16 protein-coding genes and 1 pseudogene are annotated in these 14826 nt (G+C 53.6%); 10 read left to right on the top strand and 7 right to left on the bottom strand.

Annotated features, from left to right (window positions below):
• Positions 1–68: 68 nt before the first annotated feature.
• Positions 69–737, bottom strand: coding sequence for an epoxyqueuosine reductase QueH (locus ID864_RS16130; protein WP_099754146.1), 669 nt, complete (start codon positions 735–737; stop codon positions 69–71).
• A 271-nt stretch (positions 738–1008) separates the two neighbouring features.
• On the opposite strand from ID864_RS16130, the pseudogene ID864_RS16125 reads away from it, so the two are divergent.
• Positions 1009–1265, top strand: a pseudogene (locus tag ID864_RS16125) (DDE-type integrase/transposase/recombinase); the annotation flags it as partial.
• A gap of 283 nt (positions 1266–1548) precedes the next feature.
• Here ID864_RS16125 and ID864_RS16120 read toward each other — a convergent pair.
• The 3 genes from ID864_RS16120 to ID864_RS16110 all read right to left on the bottom strand — a co-directional run bounded on the left by ID864_RS16120 (position 1549) and on the right by ID864_RS16110 (position 4207).
• Entirely contained in the window at positions 1549–1992 is a 444-nt protein-coding gene (locus tag ID864_RS16120; protein WP_143355001.1) for a hypothetical protein, read from the bottom strand.
• A gap of 612 nt (positions 1993–2604) precedes the next feature.
• Positions 2605–3129, bottom strand: a complete 525-nt coding sequence (locus tag ID864_RS16115) for a GNAT family N-acetyltransferase (protein WP_224750532.1) — start codon at positions 3127–3129, stop codon at positions 2605–2607.
• Positions 3130–3541: 412 nt separating this feature from the next.
• Complete coding sequence (locus ID864_RS16110) at positions 3542–4207, bottom strand: hypothetical protein (RefSeq protein ID WP_099754160.1); 666 nt, start codon at positions 4205–4207, stop codon at positions 3542–3544.
• Positions 4208–4590: 383 nt separating this feature from the next.
• Between ID864_RS16110 and ID864_RS16105 the strand changes: the two genes are divergently transcribed.
• The 4 genes from ID864_RS16105 (at position 4591) to ID864_RS16090 (ending at position 8088) form a co-directional block, all read left to right on the top strand.
• Complete coding sequence (locus tag ID864_RS16105) at positions 4591–5676, top strand: mechanosensitive ion channel family protein (RefSeq protein WP_048916304.1); 1086 nt, start codon at positions 4591–4593, stop codon at positions 5674–5676.
• 121 nt (positions 5677–5797) lie between these two features.
• Positions 5798–6496 carry a helix-turn-helix transcriptional regulator gene (locus tag ID864_RS16100; RefSeq protein WP_048916303.1) on the top strand — a complete coding sequence of 233 codons (699 nt, stop codon included), beginning with the start codon at positions 5798–5800 and terminating at the stop codon, positions 6494–6496.
• A gap of 32 nt (positions 6497–6528) precedes the next feature.
• A complete protein-coding gene (locus ID864_RS16095; RefSeq protein WP_191150083.1) occupies positions 6529–7440 on the top strand; it encodes a pyridoxal-phosphate dependent enzyme in 912 nt (303 codons plus the stop codon).
• Between the two features lie 18 nt (positions 7441–7458).
• Entirely contained in the window at positions 7459–8088 is a 630-nt protein-coding gene (locus ID864_RS16090; RefSeq protein WP_099754148.1) for an alanyl-tRNA editing protein, read from the top strand.
• On the opposite strand, the gene ID864_RS16085 is transcribed toward ID864_RS16090, so the two are convergent.
• On the bottom strand, positions 8076–9482 hold the full coding sequence (locus ID864_RS16085; RefSeq protein ID WP_191150082.1) for a M24 family metallopeptidase: 1407 nt from the start codon (positions 9480–9482) through the stop codon (positions 8076–8078). The genes ID864_RS16090 and ID864_RS16085 overlap by 13 nt on opposite strands.
• A 303-nt stretch (positions 9483–9785) precedes the next feature.
• On the opposite strand from ID864_RS16085, the gene ID864_RS16080 reads away from it, so the two are divergent.
• The 4 genes from ID864_RS16080 (at position 9786) to ID864_RS16065 (ending at position 12779) form a co-directional block, all read left to right on the top strand.
• On the top strand, positions 9786–10166 hold the full coding sequence (locus tag ID864_RS16080) for a putative holin (RefSeq protein WP_048916299.1): 381 nt from the start codon (positions 9786–9788) through the stop codon (positions 10164–10166).
• Positions 10153–10443, top strand: a complete 291-nt coding sequence (locus ID864_RS16075; RefSeq protein WP_048916298.1) for a phage holin family protein — start codon at positions 10153–10155, stop codon at positions 10441–10443. Before ID864_RS16080 ends, ID864_RS16075 begins: the two co-directional genes overlap by 14 nt.
• A gap of 83 nt (positions 10444–10526) precedes the next feature.
• Entirely contained in the window at positions 10527–12278 is a 1752-nt protein-coding gene (locus ID864_RS16070) for a glycosyl hydrolase family 28-related protein (protein ID WP_191150081.1), read from the top strand.
• A 300-nt stretch (positions 12279–12578) separates the two neighbouring features.
• Positions 12579–12779: a hypothetical protein gene (locus ID864_RS16065; protein ID WP_099754151.1), complete on the top strand. Its 201-nt coding sequence runs from the start codon at positions 12579–12581 to the stop codon at positions 12777–12779.
• A gap of 230 nt (positions 12780–13009) precedes the next feature.
• Here the strand turns inward: ID864_RS16065 and ID864_RS16060 are convergent, their stop codons facing one another.
• Positions 13010–13255, bottom strand: coding sequence for a DinI-like family protein (locus tag ID864_RS16060; RefSeq protein ID WP_048916295.1), 246 nt, complete (start codon positions 13253–13255; stop codon positions 13010–13012).
• A gap of 145 nt (positions 13256–13400) precedes the next feature.
• Between ID864_RS16060 and ID864_RS16055 the strand changes: the two genes are divergently transcribed.
• A complete protein-coding gene (locus ID864_RS16055) occupies positions 13401–14138 on the top strand; it encodes a class I SAM-dependent methyltransferase (protein WP_099754152.1) in 738 nt (245 codons plus the stop codon).
• On the opposite strand, the gene ID864_RS16050 is transcribed toward ID864_RS16055, so the two are convergent.
• Entirely contained in the window at positions 14139–14816 is a 678-nt protein-coding gene (locus ID864_RS16050) for an MBL fold metallo-hydrolase (RefSeq protein WP_048916293.1), read from the bottom strand.
• Between the last annotated feature and the right edge of the window lie 10 nt (positions 14817–14826).

The raw sequence follows: 14826 nt of genomic DNA, 5'->3' as shown, positions 1-14826 counted from the left end.
TGGCGCATTCAGTTGTTAAAGGAAAGCAGAAGGAAGACTGTCACTCCATCGAGGGCGTCACATAAAAATCATGCCTGCTCGTCTTCTTTACCGTAGTAAAGCTTACCGAGCTGAATAAGAGGACGGCCCTGGGATTTGCGGTGCAGGTTGCTGTCACGCAGCGAATAAACGCAGCCACAGTATTCCTGTTGGTAGAACTGCTCGCGCTTGCTGATTTCAATCATGCGCGACGAACCGCCCTGCTTGCGCCAGTTATAGTCCCAGTACACTATTCCCTGATAGTGCGCGGCGGCCCGCTGTCCGCTGTCATTGATTTGCTGAATATTTTTCCAGCGCGAAATGCCCAGTGAGCTACTGATCACGCTGAAGCCATTTTCAGCGGCGTATAGCGCCGTCCGTTCAAAGCGCATGTCAAAACACATGGTGCATCGGATGCCGCGCTCAGGCTCCCATTCCATGCCTTTGGCGCGCTCAAACCAGTTATCCGTGTCGTAATCTGCATCGATAAACGGAACACCATGCTGTTCTGCAAAGCGAATATTCTCATCTTTACGAAGCAGATATTCTTTCTTCGGGTGAATGTTCGGGTTATAGAAGAAAATGGTGTAGTCGATTCCCGAGGCCTGGATCGCCTCCATAACCTCACCGGAGCAGGGAGCGCAGCACGAGTGTAGAAGCAGTTTATCTGCCCCATTTGGGAGTTCCAATTTAGGGCGTTTGAAATCAGCGCTGGTCATTAATTTATTCGTTGGGGTAATGATAATTGAGAAGAGTGTAGCATCAGAGGTGAACTATCGGGAATAGCGGCCAGCCTCGTACACATTCCACAATGTCCGCTCCTGGCACTCACTCGTACAGATCCTCCCTGTTGCTTCCAGCCATAATGCTTTTTGTTATAACCGAATGGCGTGACGACTGCGCTTCAACGTCCGAAACCGACCTGTGGGGCTCTGTTGCAAAAATCTGTAGGTGGTAGAGTGATCGCTCCATTTGCTGATGGAGTAGCACATGAACCTATTCAAAGGCCGGCATTTTCAGAGAGACAACATCCTATGGGCGGTTCGCTGGTACTGCAAAGTTGACAGCATGGGCCGCGCTGTCGATTTTTACCTCTCCCAGCGTCGTAACAGCAAGGCGGCATATCGGTTCTTGGGTAAAATCTTCAACAACATGAAGAAGTGGCAGATCCCACGCTCCATCAACACGGATAAAGCGCCCACCTATGGACGTGCGCTGCGTTACTCAAACGCGAAGGTCGATGCCCGCCTGGGCGAAATGCGTCTGATAAGCAGAATTTTTGAAATGTGAGGCCTATTAATAAGACAAAAGGCTACCTCATCGCGAACTTTGCAACAGTGCCAGGAAATGGCAGTGGCGTACTGCTCAGTGCATGACTGGCCTCCAGACGCATGACAATCACGGTTGATAATCACTAAATCAACCAGAAAACCAGTACTGGAAAACGATAAAGGTCTGGTTGATCTTAGCTGGTCACTTGAAATCATCAATCAGGATGCTTACAGAAAGTATGCTGGCAATATTATTTATTTATATCTTTTTAGGGGATAAAAATACAATAAGAAAGCACATAACTGGAACAATAATCCATTGTTCCGCACCATGTACAAACCAAACATCCATCGGCATTCCTACAAGGAGATTCATGAAGTCCTGGCGTAATAATCCTCCGTCAGCAATAATCATTAGGCAGGTGAAAACAAATCCTTTAGTTAAGAGTCTATTTCCAGGGAGTTTATCTCGAACAAACAACCAGATAAAAACCTTTCCTATAGTAGGTATCAAAGAAGTCAACGCAGCGATAACTATAATATATGAGGGGTAAGGCTCTTGTAATACGCTGTCCATCTTGCCCGTTTTTATGGCATTATCCATGTATTCAGCAGCTACTCCTCTTCCATATAATACATGAAATGTAAATCCAAATGCTGCTGACAATAAAGTGGCAAGTGAAATGCGAAACCAGAATATCATTAACATACTTCTATAAAATATTAATATCTATCGAAGGGAAAATTTTCAAATTCTTTCCAGCTAAAGAGAGGAGGGTATCATGCGAGTTACATAATACTCTGCTTATCTAAATGAGAAGTAAATGAAAAGTAAATGAAATTATAAAATGCCAGCTTTCCTGTATGTCCTGGCCCTTCGCCGGTATCTATTTGTCTTCTGGCTGCGTAAGAAGCATTCCATTACCCATTGGTTGGTCAGATCGCTGAACAAAATTAAACGCAATGGTTGTTACCTCGATGAGCCGGTTGAGCTTCAACTAGCGCGTTCACTCCAGGCATTCACCTGCAAAATACTGCGCTACCGGGTGAAGTGTTGTTGAGTACGCACGACCTTACGGTCCTGCAAGTAAGCGAACTACACAGCCGGCGGTCGTTGCGACCATGCGCAACGGTTATTAACCCGCCACAGGAGACAATCAGATAAATGGTTTAAATGAGAGGCTTACCTCTTAATTTCGAGAAGCTTCTCCTTAAGCTTTGCTCCGGCTTTATGACGGTTTCCAGGCCACCCCAGTATAAGGTTGTCCGGGGTAAACGATCAGGATCGGGGCTGAGAATATACCGGGTTTATTATTTATCGAGTAAGGGTTAGGTGCATATCCAGCCCCGTCAGACGAAAACCAGCTTGTTCATACAGGGATATAGCCCGCTGATTATGCGGCGCGACGCGAAGTTCAAGTTCATTGGCGCCTGCATCCCGCAGTTCATTAATCAACGCCTGCATCATGGCCTTTCCAAGCCCCTTTCCCTGGTGAGACGGCAGGAGCATCACATCCAGTAAAAACGCTGAGCGCTCCTCAAGGCTGTACCAAAGGTAGCCTACAGCATGATGTTCGTGCTCATAAATGCGAATATACTGCAGTGGCGTATTGAGCCCTAGAGGCAATGCTTTCTGAATTGCCTCAGCAGCTTCTTGCTCTGCTTTATTCCTTGGGTAGTCGAAACTTTTCATTAAATCGATAACATAATCGTCATGAGACAAAGCCTGCCATTGCTGAAGCTCTCTTTCATTGATAGGGCGCAAATATCCTGTAGTCATATTCATCTCTTCCTGAATGCTATTACCTGTTATGTGACGCAAATGCGTTTTAACTATCATACCCGATTTCATAGCGGTCGCGCATCACCGTTTTTGACGAGTAATCTTTGAGTATACGGTAAAACTTACTCAGAAAATGTTCATTAACTATATTCGACCAGTCTGGGTAGGGGGTTTATATGTCGACAGCTTGATTAATTGGCCAAAGAGACGGATTGTTCATTTCGGTGCTGATTATTTAGCATTCCACTATTGTTCTTACTGCGCAGCGCGCCAGTCACGGAATAGGTGACGGCTGCGGTGCGCGCAGGAGATATTGAAAGTTCAGTAATGGTTAACGGCGAATCGACGCTTTTAAACGCGTCAACGGCGTTGCTATTGAAGGGGTATCTGAACCCGCTCTTAACCACAACTATTGGTAAGCTGTCCCCCTGCAAGGTACCAGAAAGTGATATTACCGCCATTGCAGTGGCTAATCCCTGGCAAGCGACTCAGGGCAGCCGGTGACCTGCGGATAATTGCGGCAGACCAAACTGAGCGTGTTTTTTGGCTCGAAGCCTTTATCCAGCATGCAACGCTGAACTTCAGCGGCTTTGCGTAGCGTCGGCACGTAAGGCACCGAGCCTAAAGGCTGCGGATAGCCGCACTGATACATCACCACCAGCGCCTGCCGGTCATTTTCACTTTCATGAGAAAAATGCAGCGAGGCCCCCGCCTGACGCCAGCTAATCAGGGAGAACGCGCTCACGCCGGAATCCGGCTTAATAGGATGGAACCCTCTGTCTGCGACAAAAGGCAGCGCCTCGAGCTGGCTTTGATTCAACGGGCGCCCCTGCTCCTGACTGCGGCAGGCAGGCGTATCATGATAGACGCGAACGCTGCAAATTTTGAAACCGTCCTTGCGGGTAAAACCCATTTTCTCCATGCACTGATAATAGAGAACTGACTCATTGTCGGTTTTCGGGATATCGGGGCCGGGGAGGGGCACGCCGCATTGACCCATCGCAACGCGCACGCCGTCGATATCGGTATCGGGGCGCTGCCACTGAGTGAGGTCTGGTGCAGGCGGGCAGCCCGTTAGCAGCAATAGCGAGGTTGTCAGCAGAGGTAACGTTAGCAGTGGCGATCTTGGCGACATAAAATCCCTTTTCATTGATGTTTTACCGGGTGTCCATACTGCCTGAATTGTCGCTGGTCGAAAACAGCGTTCAGGCCATATACGTACTTGAGCCGCAGGCCTCTGGTCAGGATAAGAAAGTTGCTTACGAAGCATCCGGCCAGCTGGCAACCGCGCCTGCTCACTGACGCTGAGTCGGTCGTCGCCCCCAGAATTTCAGGGGGGTGCATCTGTGCTAACCTTAAGCTGTTGGCGCATTTCGAGATTTTCAAACAGTCGCGAAGCGGATTTGAAGGTTTCATCTGTACCAATCATCACTTCGCAGATAACCGGCAAGACAACGGTTACTTATTTTGTTACTTATCTGACAGCCTGAGGTTGTTAGTTGGCTATAAGGGTAAAGGATGCAAATGATATTTGGTGAGTTATCTGGTGCGCCAACCTGGGTGCCTGCCGTATTACTCGTCACGCTCTCACTCGTCCTGGGATTCCTCGCCCGGTTTATCCTGCTCAGGTTCATCCGCTACTGGCAGAGCCGTGACCGTAAGCTGTTTAAATCACTGGAAAAGCATCTTCGTGGTTCACTGTTTCTTTTCATTCCCCTGATGTTGATCAATGTCGGGATCCATTATATTGATATTCAGCCGGGCTCTCTGGGCTTTATTACCACCACGCTTAATATATTTATTATTTTATCATTCTGCTCTATTTTAATTCGCCTGACCAACGTTGCGCAGGATATGCTTTTTATACGCTATGACATTAATCTGTCGAATAATCTCCGCGCGCGTAAAATTCGTACCCAAATAATGTATGTTAAGAAAGTGGCTATCGTGCTGCTGGTGTCATTCTGCCTGACGCTGATCCTCCTCAGCTTTCCTAGTGTGCGCAAATTCGGTACGACGATTCTGGCCGGTGCTGGAGTGGCTGGGATCATCATCGGTTTTGCCCTGCAGAAGTCGCTTGTTAACCTGTTTGCCGGCATTCAGATAGCGTTTACGCAGCCGATAAAAATTGATGATGCGGTGGTGGTCGAAAATGAGTGGGGCTGGATTGAAGAGATAAACCTGACCTATGTGGTGGTGCGTATCTGGGACCTGCGTCGGCTGGTACTTCCCATTACCTACTTTACTGAAAATCCCTTCCAGAACTGGACGCGTAATAACGCGCAAATTTTAGGTTCTGTTTTTCTCTACCTCGATTATTCCATGCCGCTGGAGCCTCTGCGTAAGCATTTTGAACAGATCCTCAGCGAAACCAAATTGTGGGATAAGCAGACTCAGGTACTGCAGGTGACCGATACGAATGAAAAAACCATGACCATCAGGTTATTGATGACGGCGCAGAACTCGCCAACGGCCTTTGATTTGCGCTGCTACGTGCGCGAAAGAATGATTGAGTTCGTTCAGCAAAACTATCCTCAGAGTCTGCCTCATGTGAGGGCGACACTCACCGACTCTGTATCAGGGGACACGCGCTCCGCCAGTTAATCATCAAATTCTCCCAGCGGCCTGGCCGGAAGCAGAGAGATCCGCGTTTAGATCAACATTATGTTGATCTAAACGCGTTTATCGCTATTATCGTCAACATAATGTTTAATAGAGATCTGCTATGAACCTCGCTGACTCTCGCTACCAGGACGATCTCCTGCTGATGCTGGCCGCGGCGGTGCGCGTTATCGGCAGCGTGATTGCTGCCAATACCGAAGTGGTGCTGCACGATCTGCGCTCGCCGGAGTTCTCCATTGCCGAAATCGCCAATCCGCACGTGACCGGGCGGCGCAGAGGGGACTCGGTGCTGGCGGGGTTGCGCAGTGACAAAGCCTTTATTAGCGCGATGGATGCGAGCGCTGAGCCGGTCACCCTGATGCTGGATTACCCCACCTACAGCAGTAGCGGTGCGCCACTGCGCAGCAGCACCGCCTTTTATCGCACCCCGGGGAAAGCGCCTTTTGCCGCACTCTGCATTAACGTCGATAACCAGAGCATTAGCGATGCGCTGAATATTTTGCAAAGCCTTACCCGTACCATTCCCCCGCAGGATGATGCGGCGCCGCGACAAAATACCATTGAGGCCGCGCATGAAAATATCGAAGATCTGATGCGCGACATCATCACCAGCGCCACGGAACTCAGCCCGGGCAGCAGCAGGGCCGACAGCAAAAAGGCCCGACTGCTGGCGGTCAGGCAGATGCAGGAGAAGGGGATCTTCCTGATGAAAGGCGGCGTCGAGAAAGCCGCCGCAGCGCTCGGTATTACGCGTTACACCATCTATAACTATTTGGATGAACTTAAAAAATCGGGCAGCTGATCGTCCGGTTATTCCTTTCTGGAGTCGTGGTTATGCCCCTGAATATCGTTACCCCGCTGATTGAATCCCTGCCCCTCAGCCAGCTGGTAAACACGCGCATATGGCTGAAGATGGAAGCCTCACAGCCCAGCGGATCGTTCAAGATGCGCGGTATTGGCTATGTTTGTGAGCAGCACTATGCCAATGGTGCAAAGCGTTTCATCACCTCATCCGGCGGTAATGCCGGCCTGGCTGTGGCTTATGCCGGGCGCAGGCTTGGCGTGCCGACGGTGGTGGTGGTACCGGAAACCACCACCGCGCGCGCTAAACATCTGCTCTCCATAGAGGGTGCCGAGGTCATAGTGCATGGCAGCATGTGGTCAGAAGCCAACGAACGGGCGCAATCGCTGCGGGGGAATGATGATGTGTTTATCCATCCGTTTGATGACCCGCTACTGTGGCAGGGCCATGCCTCGATGATCGATGAGGTGCTGGCCGAAGGTGTGCGCCCGGATGCGGTTGTCGTCGCGGTAGGTGGCGGCGGGCTGCTCGCCGGGGTGGATGAAGGGCTGCGGCGTAACGGGCTGCACGATGTGCCGATATATGCCGCCGAAACCGAGGGCATGGCTTCTTATTTTGCATCCCTGCAGGCGGGATGCCTGACCAAGCTTGCGCAACTGTCCGGAATAGCGACCTCGCTCGGGGCGCGTCAGGTGTGCCAGCGTGCTTTTGACGTGGCGGCAGAGAGGCCGGTCATCCCGCTGCGCGTTAGCGATCGTGAAGCCGTTGATGCCTGCCTGGCATTTCTTGACGATCACCGCACGCTGGTGGAGCCGGCCTGCGGCGCGGCGCTGGCCCTGCTGTACGGCAAAAAAATCCCCGCGGCCGGGCTGAGAAATGTGCTGGTGATTGTCTGCGGCGGCTCCACAACCACCGTTGATGCGCTGAAGAATTTTGCAGGCTAACAGATAAGGAAATATACGATGACTGAAAGACTCTACTACCACAGCGATGCGCTGGAATGTACCAGCAGCGTCATCGGCTGCAGCGCGCAGGAGGATGGGCGCTACCGCGTGATCCTCTCGTCCACCCTGTTTCATCCGAAGGGCGGCGGGCAGCCCTCGGACCGGGGCACGCTGGGCGCGGTCAACATGCTGCATGCGGTGCAGGAAGGGGACGAAGTCGCTCACTATACCGATGGACCGGTAGCGCTGGGGGCGGTGGATCTGCGCGTCGACGCTACGCTGCGCCAGCTGCATACCCGCTATCACTCCGCCGGGCATCTGATAGCGGCGGTGGGCGAGAAGTTTGGCTGGTACGGCAATAAGGGCGACCATCGGCCGGGGGAAGGGCGCGTGGTATTCGAGCCGCGCGAGCCGCTCAGCGACGTCAGCGCTGAGGATTTCACCTCGGGCGTCGCGGCGCTGGTGGCGCAGGGGCTACGCCGCCAGCTGAGTGAAGAAGCCGGGCGGCGCAAGGTAACCTGGGGTGAACTGCCCGCCTATGCCTGCGGTGGCACCCATGTGGATTCCACTGCGCAGGTCGGCGAAGTCCGCATCCTCAAGGTGAAAGAGAAGAAAGGGCAGCTCTCCGTGCAGTATCAGCTGGCGTGAGGCTTACGGCAGACCAGCGCCAACTGCTTATTGAGCAGGAACGGGCGCAGGTATGCCACGGTATTCGATAGCGGAATGACCTCATCGCTGAGATCAATACCCAGCGTGTTAATGATGTAGTGGCGCCGGGTGCTGATGCGCTGCCAGAGTTCGGGGTAATCGCGTTGGATCTGCGCCTGAAGCGCCCCGTCCGCCAGCGCGATGCACTCCTCGCAGCTGGTGCCGCTGTAGCCGGGTACGGAGGGGATAATATCAATCTGCACGATCATGCCGCTTTTCAGGGTTTCCGCCGAGTTCGCATACACGGGGGATGACATCCACTCTTCGTCAGCGCCGAGGTGGCCCGGGTTCAGGTGCCAGCCATATTTTTTCTGCTCCAGCACCGTTTCAACAAGGTGATACAGCTCGCCGCCGGGCATGCCGATGCGAATCGCTTCCAGCCAGCTGGCGACCGTTGCGAAGTAGGGTTTCACCACGCGGTCTAAATAGTCATGCTGACGTTGCGGCAGTTGGCTTTCATCGCTAATAACAAAGCCGCTGCGGCTGGAAAGCCCGCCTTTGAAGGCGGTGGTCATCGAGAGTGGCTGTCCCGCTTCGATTTGCTTATAGCTGGGATAGAGGTTGGCTTTCTCGAAGCGCTGCCCGGCAGCGGCAATGGTCACCACCGTGTGATACTGGCCTTCGGCGGCCAGCAGCGCACCCAGTTCGCTCTCACGCAGGCCCGGTTCAACCGCGTTCATCGCCGCGAGGATGCAGCAGGACGCGAGGTTAGCGCCGTACTCATAATGTGCGATCTCGTTGGCATTATTAGTGGTTCTGGCGCCGTTCTCGCCGCTGATAAAAAGATGTGCGGCGTTCTCCAGCACGGCATTATCCGCCAGGCTGTTTTTTAGCGCCTCGACGATAAACCACGGCAGATCGAAGATCTTGCGGTTATCCGCCGTGGAGGAGGTAAACATCTTCCAGCCCACCACGCCAATCTTAGTTTTATCGCCAAGCTCTGCCGCGCTGAACAGGGCCTCAAGCGGCTGTTCCTGCGCCATCGGTTGATTCGGCAGCGAGAAAAACGCGCAGTGGTGCAGCGCAGCCGGGATGCGGCAGTGGTTAGCCATTTTCAGGTTTTCATTGCCGAGGATCAGGCTGGCTTGTCCACTGCGGTTGAGGATCAGCAGCCCCTCTTCAAAGCGCGGAATAAAACCGGTGAGATATTCAAAATTTGCACCGTGCTCCTTATCCGCATAAATCACCAGGGCGTCATAGCCCGCGTCACTCATCCGCGCCAGCAGTTTGTTTTTGCGCTCAAGAATGGTGGCATCGCTTAACGCAACGGGTGGGATACCGGAGAAAACCGCAGGCGGCGCAATGCTCTGCAGGTGGATATTGTTACAATTCATATGACCTCGCGATTGGACACTTTACTGTCACTCCAGCTGCAATATGAGCTGTTTTCAGCCAGGGCGCAATGAACGCTCAGGCGAACTGGCGCGGCGCTCACTGCAGGTGCCTCGAGCGCGACAATAAATCTGCGGTACTAAAAATTGCTGAAAATTTCTCTTTCCGGCTCACGCGTACGCAAAAAGCAGGTTAACTTTATAAAAACGCGCTTCCCCGCCAGCACGGTGAACGCTAAGCAGCCCCGACATTACGTTGGGGCTTTTTTTATCTCTGAATTCTGAGGGCAGAGCAACGGAGGCAATATGGCAGCATCAATATTAGCAGTCAGTCTGGGCGCTGCGGTGACGACGGGCGCTGGCCTGTTCGGCATGCCAGGCACCACCGACTATGGGGTACTCTTTGGCGCCTTTGCCGGTGCGGTGTTTTACGTTGCCACAGCGGCAGATATTCAGGTTATCCGCCGCGCTGCCTACTTTGTGGTTTCCTGGATTGTGGGCGTGTACGGCGCAGGTCTGGTTGGGGCGAAGCTGGCGCAGATCCTCGGCTATAGCGATAAACCGCTGGACGGCCTGGGCGCGGTGCTGCTCTCCGCACTGGCGATTAAAACGCTGACGTTTTTCAGCCAGCAGGATCCGGCAACCTGGCTGACACGCTGGAGAGGAGGTCATCATGGCAACAAGTGATCCAATCGTTATCACCAATGTGGTGGTGTGCTCGGCTATCGTGCTGAGGCTGATGTTTTTCTATAAGCCCGGAGCTAAACACCAGTGGTGGGCTTCCTGGCTGGCATACCTGATCATCCTCGCCTATGCCTCGGTACCGTTCCGCTTTCTTTTTGATGTTTACGTGCATACGCACTGGGCGGCGGTGGTGATCAATCTGATCTTCTGCGCGGCGGTCTATCGTGCCAAAGGCAATGTCGCCACGATATTTGCGGTACTGCGGCCTGGCGACCGTTAAAGCCTGATTCCATTGAAAAACCCTTCACATCGCCCGTCAGGGCATCCCCGACAGGTTTCACCTGTCTCATCCCGGAGGTATTTATGATTGAAGTTAACTGCTTTGCCGATTTGCGTACCACTGCACCTGCTAAGGCCGGTGATATCGCCATGCTCAAACGTTACTACGATAAAGACTCCACCTTCCACGGCGGCGGCGACTTTGTCGGCTTCTCCGGCACCACCCCCCTGAGTGATGACGGCGGCACCGTAGCCAAAGGCAGCGGCTTTTTCTGGAAGCGCATCATCAATGACACTGAACAGGTCAATCTCTATCACTTTGGCGCGCGCGGTGACGGGATTACCGACGACAGTGATGCCTTCAAACGCATGTTCAGCTGGTCACAAAGCTACGATAGCAATGCCAAAAATCTTGGCGTACGTTTTCCCGCCGGCAAGTTCCTGATCAACCCGATTGACCTTACCGCCAGCGAAATTCCGTGCTTTGCCCTGTACGGTGATGACAGTCCTTATGGCGCTACGCCGCGCACGGTGATTGTCTCTGATAAATCGCCCAGCACCGTGTTCAAAGTGAACGCGCGCCGCACGGTGATCCGCGGCATCAGCTGGAACGGGCAGGCAACGGCGGACACCAGCGCAACAACGGGCGCGATTACCCCGGATATGCTCTCCAACGTGCAGCCGTTTTTCGAAAACATCACTATCGAAGGGGAGTTTGTGAATATCCGCTGCTTCCACGTGCAGTACAACGGCGGCACGGCGATCAAACTGCTCGACACGCTCGATACCCGCTTTGACCAGATTTACTCCCAGTACACCTACGCGCGGGTATTTGAGGTGGGCTGGTCTAACTCCCCTAACGGCGTGTGGGATCATGCTACGGCCGTCGAGCTGACCAATGCCAATTTCCAGTATGGCTTCGCTGACGCCACGCTGATGATGCCGCGTATGACCCAGGGGATTATTCGCAACGTGTGGATTGAACATACGCGCTTCCCGGGTGACCTGACCAACGGGCAGTGGATTGTTGACGCCCTCAGCGTGGAGGACTGCGATAACCCGCTGAGTATGAACAACAGCCGCGCGCTGTTCCGCCAGCTTAATTTACAGGCGGGGGCGAAAGTCAGCCTGGACAACGCCAGCGGGCGCTGGCTGTCAGGATACGAAGGCGGCTGGCGCCGGGATGAGAATTTCGGCACCACCATGACCGGGTCGATGAAGGCAGGCTGGTACAGCGGCTACAAGCTGACCAACACGGCTGACAGCGATAAATGGTTCAAGGTGGGCAAGTTTGTCTTCCCCAGGGTGAATCAGCAGTGGACGATTGAGCTTATCGGCAAGATGTCCACTGCTAATCCCTCCGGAGTGGCGGGCAGCCCGACGCAGACGGTGGCCTCCGGCGCCACCTGGCTCAATTTTCAGCGCTGCGCCACCGCCGTGTGGGGCGATATGTACCACCGCGGGCAGCCTGCGGTGCTGGATGTCAAATACAGGCGCAGCTATGAAAATATTGTCGAGGTCTGGGTGAAGCTGAAGGCAGGCAGCGGTGACACCATGTTTAATCTGCGCTCTACCGGACCAACGCGCTTTGAGTCGGGGGAGTGTTCCTTGTATACCCCGGACCTGAACGAAGTCACGGATGAGACGCAGATTGGCACCGTTACCCCCAACGCACGCCTCAGCATGCATAACGGGCTGGCAGGTCTTGGCGCGAACGAAAATGGCGTGGTGACGCTGGCCACCGCGGTGGCCGCAGCCCCGGGCAGCACGGTGCCGGCCGGCTATGTCACGCTCAACATTAATGGTATTGACCGCAAGATGCCCTATTTCAGTTAGTTTGCCGCCTTAAGCCGAAATCGCCCTTAATCGGGCGATTTTTTTATTTGTCGAGGGGAAGGGACTGAATCAGGGTATAGGGCTGAGAATGCGCACGCGCATAGGGGATAAAAGGGGGTTTACCGTTAAGAATTGTCTGTCTTTTATCTGGCATTAGTCCGAAATAAGCGCGGAAAATGCAAATTTTAAGCAAATGTAGTGTAAAAATTAACCGTTAGCCGATTTCCATCAGGATGTGGGGTTGTGATAGTGCCGCCTGGCTCCGTAAAATAGGTCCAAAATTTACAGCAGGAGAGAAACGTGTCTGAAAGTGCGGCAAGTGAAAAGGGTTCCGAACGGCTTATCGATGCCAAAAACATCGCGCTTGGCTGGCGTATTGTGGGGCAGATGCCGCCACAGACTCTTGAGGAGGCCATTCAGATGCTGCGTGACAGCTCGGCTTTTGCGGCAAAAGTGTGTGATTTATTGAGTGAAGAGCTGGCCGAACGCAACAGGCGCTAAAGCTTCCTGCGGCGCGGCGCGCTACCGGCATGGGATGCGGGAAAAGTGACTAACTGGTTAAGCTGCCTTATCTTTCAGGCAAAAAAAAGCCCGCGAAGAGCTTTAATGCGGGCCAACACCAGGGAAATCTATTAATTAGCATGATAGGATGATTCTCAATTAATGCAAATGAAAAGCACCTTCAATCTTAATTAAAATCAATTTTTTTGGCTGACCTCGCAGTTACATCATCAAAATTCTTCAGACACCATCCACTGATCGGCTTCCTCAAACATCTCTTCAATAATGCGTAACAGCGTGGACTTATCGCTTTTACTGGCGTCACTTTTCACGCCGTTGGCCTGCATCGGTTTTACCTTGACCAGCGCATCGGGAAACACACGCTGCACGCGCTTTTCCAGCTCGGCCAGGATCAGCTGTTCGGCATTCGGCAGACCCGCAACGTTGCGCTTGTCATAAATCAGTTCAACAAACATCTCTGCTCCTTGTTATTTTTTGCTGTATAAAAATACAGGTAACCACGACAAGGTTCAATGACTATTTATCTGCACCCTTCTGCAGGGGTTTTCATCAGGCGCATATCAGCATTAAAATTGCCCAGGCTGATAAAAGGAAAAGACCATGGCGCAAAATATTTATGACGATCCGGCTTTTTTTGCCGGCTATGCCACATTAGATCGTTCGGTTAAGGGGCTGGATGGCGCACCGGAGTGGCCGAGCGTGCAGGCGTTGCTACCGGAGCTTGCCGGAAAAGAGGTGGTTGATCTCGGGTGCGGCTATGGCTGGTTTAGCCGCTATGCCTGCCAGCAGGGCGCGCACTCCGTGCTGGCGCTGGATGTCTCCGAAAAGATGCTGGAGAAAGCCATCAGCCTGGGCGATAACCCGGCAATTGCCTGGCAGCGAGCGGATCTCGAAACCCTGCAGCTGCCCGCACAGACCTTTGATGTCGCCTTCAGCGCGCTGGCGCTGCACTATGTCGAAGCACTACCGGCGATGCTGGCGGTGGTGTTTGCGGCACTGAAGCCCGGCGGCCAGTTTATCTTCACGGCCGAGCACCCTATCTATACCGCGCCAGCCCGGCAGGGCTGGCATATTGATGACAACCAGCAGAAATCCTGGCCGGTCAGCGGCTATCAGCAGGAAGGCCAGCGCGTCACTAACTGGTTTGCTGATGGCGTGATCAAACAGCATCGCACGCTGGCGAGCTGGATTAATTTGCTGATTGCCGCAGGGTTTGTTATCAGCGCGCTGGATGAGTGGGGGCCAACCGCAGAGCAGGTCGCTCTACAGCCGGCGCTGGCAGAAGAGCGCGAGCGGCCAATGATGTTTATTATGGCTGTACATAAGCCGCCAGCCTAATCAGTGATGGCCGGGCAGAAGGTGCTCGTGATGGCGCAGATCCAGCGGATTATTCTCCGCCTCATCAAGCAGCGACAGCCACTGGCGCACGTCCACCTCCTGCCACGCCAGATGCCCGGCGGTGGTGCCCATCAGCACCACATCCGGACGCAGCGCGCGGTAGAATTCAAGCGTCTGGCGCAGGTCTGCTTCATTACTCTCCTCGACCAGCACCGTTACCCAGCGATCGCGAGACAATGTGACAGTGTCACCGACAAACAGATAGGTTTTACCGTGCGGTGAGGCATACAGATAGCTGGTGCTGCCCGGCGTGTGTCCCGGGGTGGGCACGACGTGGAAGCTGCCGCAGTGAACTTCCGCAGCATTAAAGGTGGCATCGGCTTCCGCAAATCGGCTCACCTGGCCCAGCGCCCGCGAGTGGCAGTAGAGGGCCGAGTTAAAACGCTGCTGTAACAGCCGCACGCCCGGGCCAGCCTCGTGCCAGTGGGTTAAGTAGTGGCGGATAATCCCGCCCCGATCGGCAATGACCTGGTGATCTTCCGGGTTCTCGACCCGTGAAATCAGCAAATTACCGCGCAGATGCTGCAACAAAAAGCCGTGCATCATCAATTCTGGTTCCTCTTCGCCTGCAGGAAACTCAGGCGTGGATATCCAGAGATCTTCATACAGCTGCTTCATGTCTGCGCTC

It is taken from the genome of Erwinia aphidicola, from assembly GCF_014773485.1.
In the GTDB taxonomy this organism is placed as follows: domain Bacteria; phylum Pseudomonadota; class Gammaproteobacteria; order Enterobacterales; family Enterobacteriaceae; genus Erwinia; species Erwinia aphidicola.
Note: the sequence above shows the minus strand (reverse complement) of the source record. Positions and strands in the feature narration are given on the sequence as shown.

What these genes read in the sequence shown, in the direction of transcription:
- ID864_RS16130 (WP_099754146.1), bottom strand. Translation starts at nt 737, where the DNA reads ATGACCAGCGCTGATTTCAAACGCCCTAAATTGGAACTCCCAAATGGG.
- ID864_RS16120 (WP_143355001.1), bottom strand. Translation starts at nt 1,992, where the DNA reads ATGATATTCTGGTTTCGCATTTCACTTGCCACTTTATTGTCAGCAGCA.
- ID864_RS16115 (WP_224750532.1), bottom strand. Translation starts at nt 3,129, where the DNA reads ATGATAGTTAAAACGCATTTGCGTCACATAACAGGTAATAGCATTCAG.
- ID864_RS16110 (WP_099754160.1), bottom strand. Translation starts at nt 4,207, where the DNA reads ATGTCGCCAAGATCGCCACTGCTAACGTTACCTCTGCTGACAACCTCG.
- ID864_RS16105 (WP_048916304.1), top strand. Translation starts at nt 4,591, where the DNA reads ATGCAAATGATATTTGGTGAGTTATCTGGTGCGCCAACCTGGGTGCCT.
- ID864_RS16100 (WP_048916303.1), top strand. Translation starts at nt 5,798, where the DNA reads ATGAACCTCGCTGACTCTCGCTACCAGGACGATCTCCTGCTGATGCTG.
- ID864_RS16095 (WP_191150083.1), top strand. Translation starts at nt 6,529, where the DNA reads ATGCCCCTGAATATCGTTACCCCGCTGATTGAATCCCTGCCCCTCAGC.
- ID864_RS16090 (WP_099754148.1), top strand. Translation starts at nt 7,459, where the DNA reads ATGACTGAAAGACTCTACTACCACAGCGATGCGCTGGAATGTACCAGC.
- ID864_RS16085 (WP_191150082.1), bottom strand. Translation starts at nt 9,482, where the DNA reads ATGAATTGTAACAATATCCACCTGCAGAGCATTGCGCCGCCTGCGGTT.
- ID864_RS16080 (WP_048916299.1), top strand. Translation starts at nt 9,786, where the DNA reads ATGGCAGCATCAATATTAGCAGTCAGTCTGGGCGCTGCGGTGACGACG.
- ID864_RS16075 (WP_048916298.1), top strand. Translation starts at nt 10,153, where the DNA reads ATGGCAACAAGTGATCCAATCGTTATCACCAATGTGGTGGTGTGCTCG.
- ID864_RS16070 (WP_191150081.1), top strand. Translation starts at nt 10,527, where the DNA reads ATGATTGAAGTTAACTGCTTTGCCGATTTGCGTACCACTGCACCTGCT.
- ID864_RS16060 (WP_048916295.1), bottom strand. Translation starts at nt 13,255, where the DNA reads ATGTTTGTTGAACTGATTTATGACAAGCGCAACGTTGCGGGTCTGCCG.
- ID864_RS16055 (WP_099754152.1), top strand. Translation starts at nt 13,401, where the DNA reads ATGGCGCAAAATATTTATGACGATCCGGCTTTTTTTGCCGGCTATGCC.
- ID864_RS16050 (WP_048916293.1), bottom strand. Translation starts at nt 14,816, where the DNA reads ATGAAGCAGCTGTATGAAGATCTCTGGATATCCACGCCTGAGTTTCCT.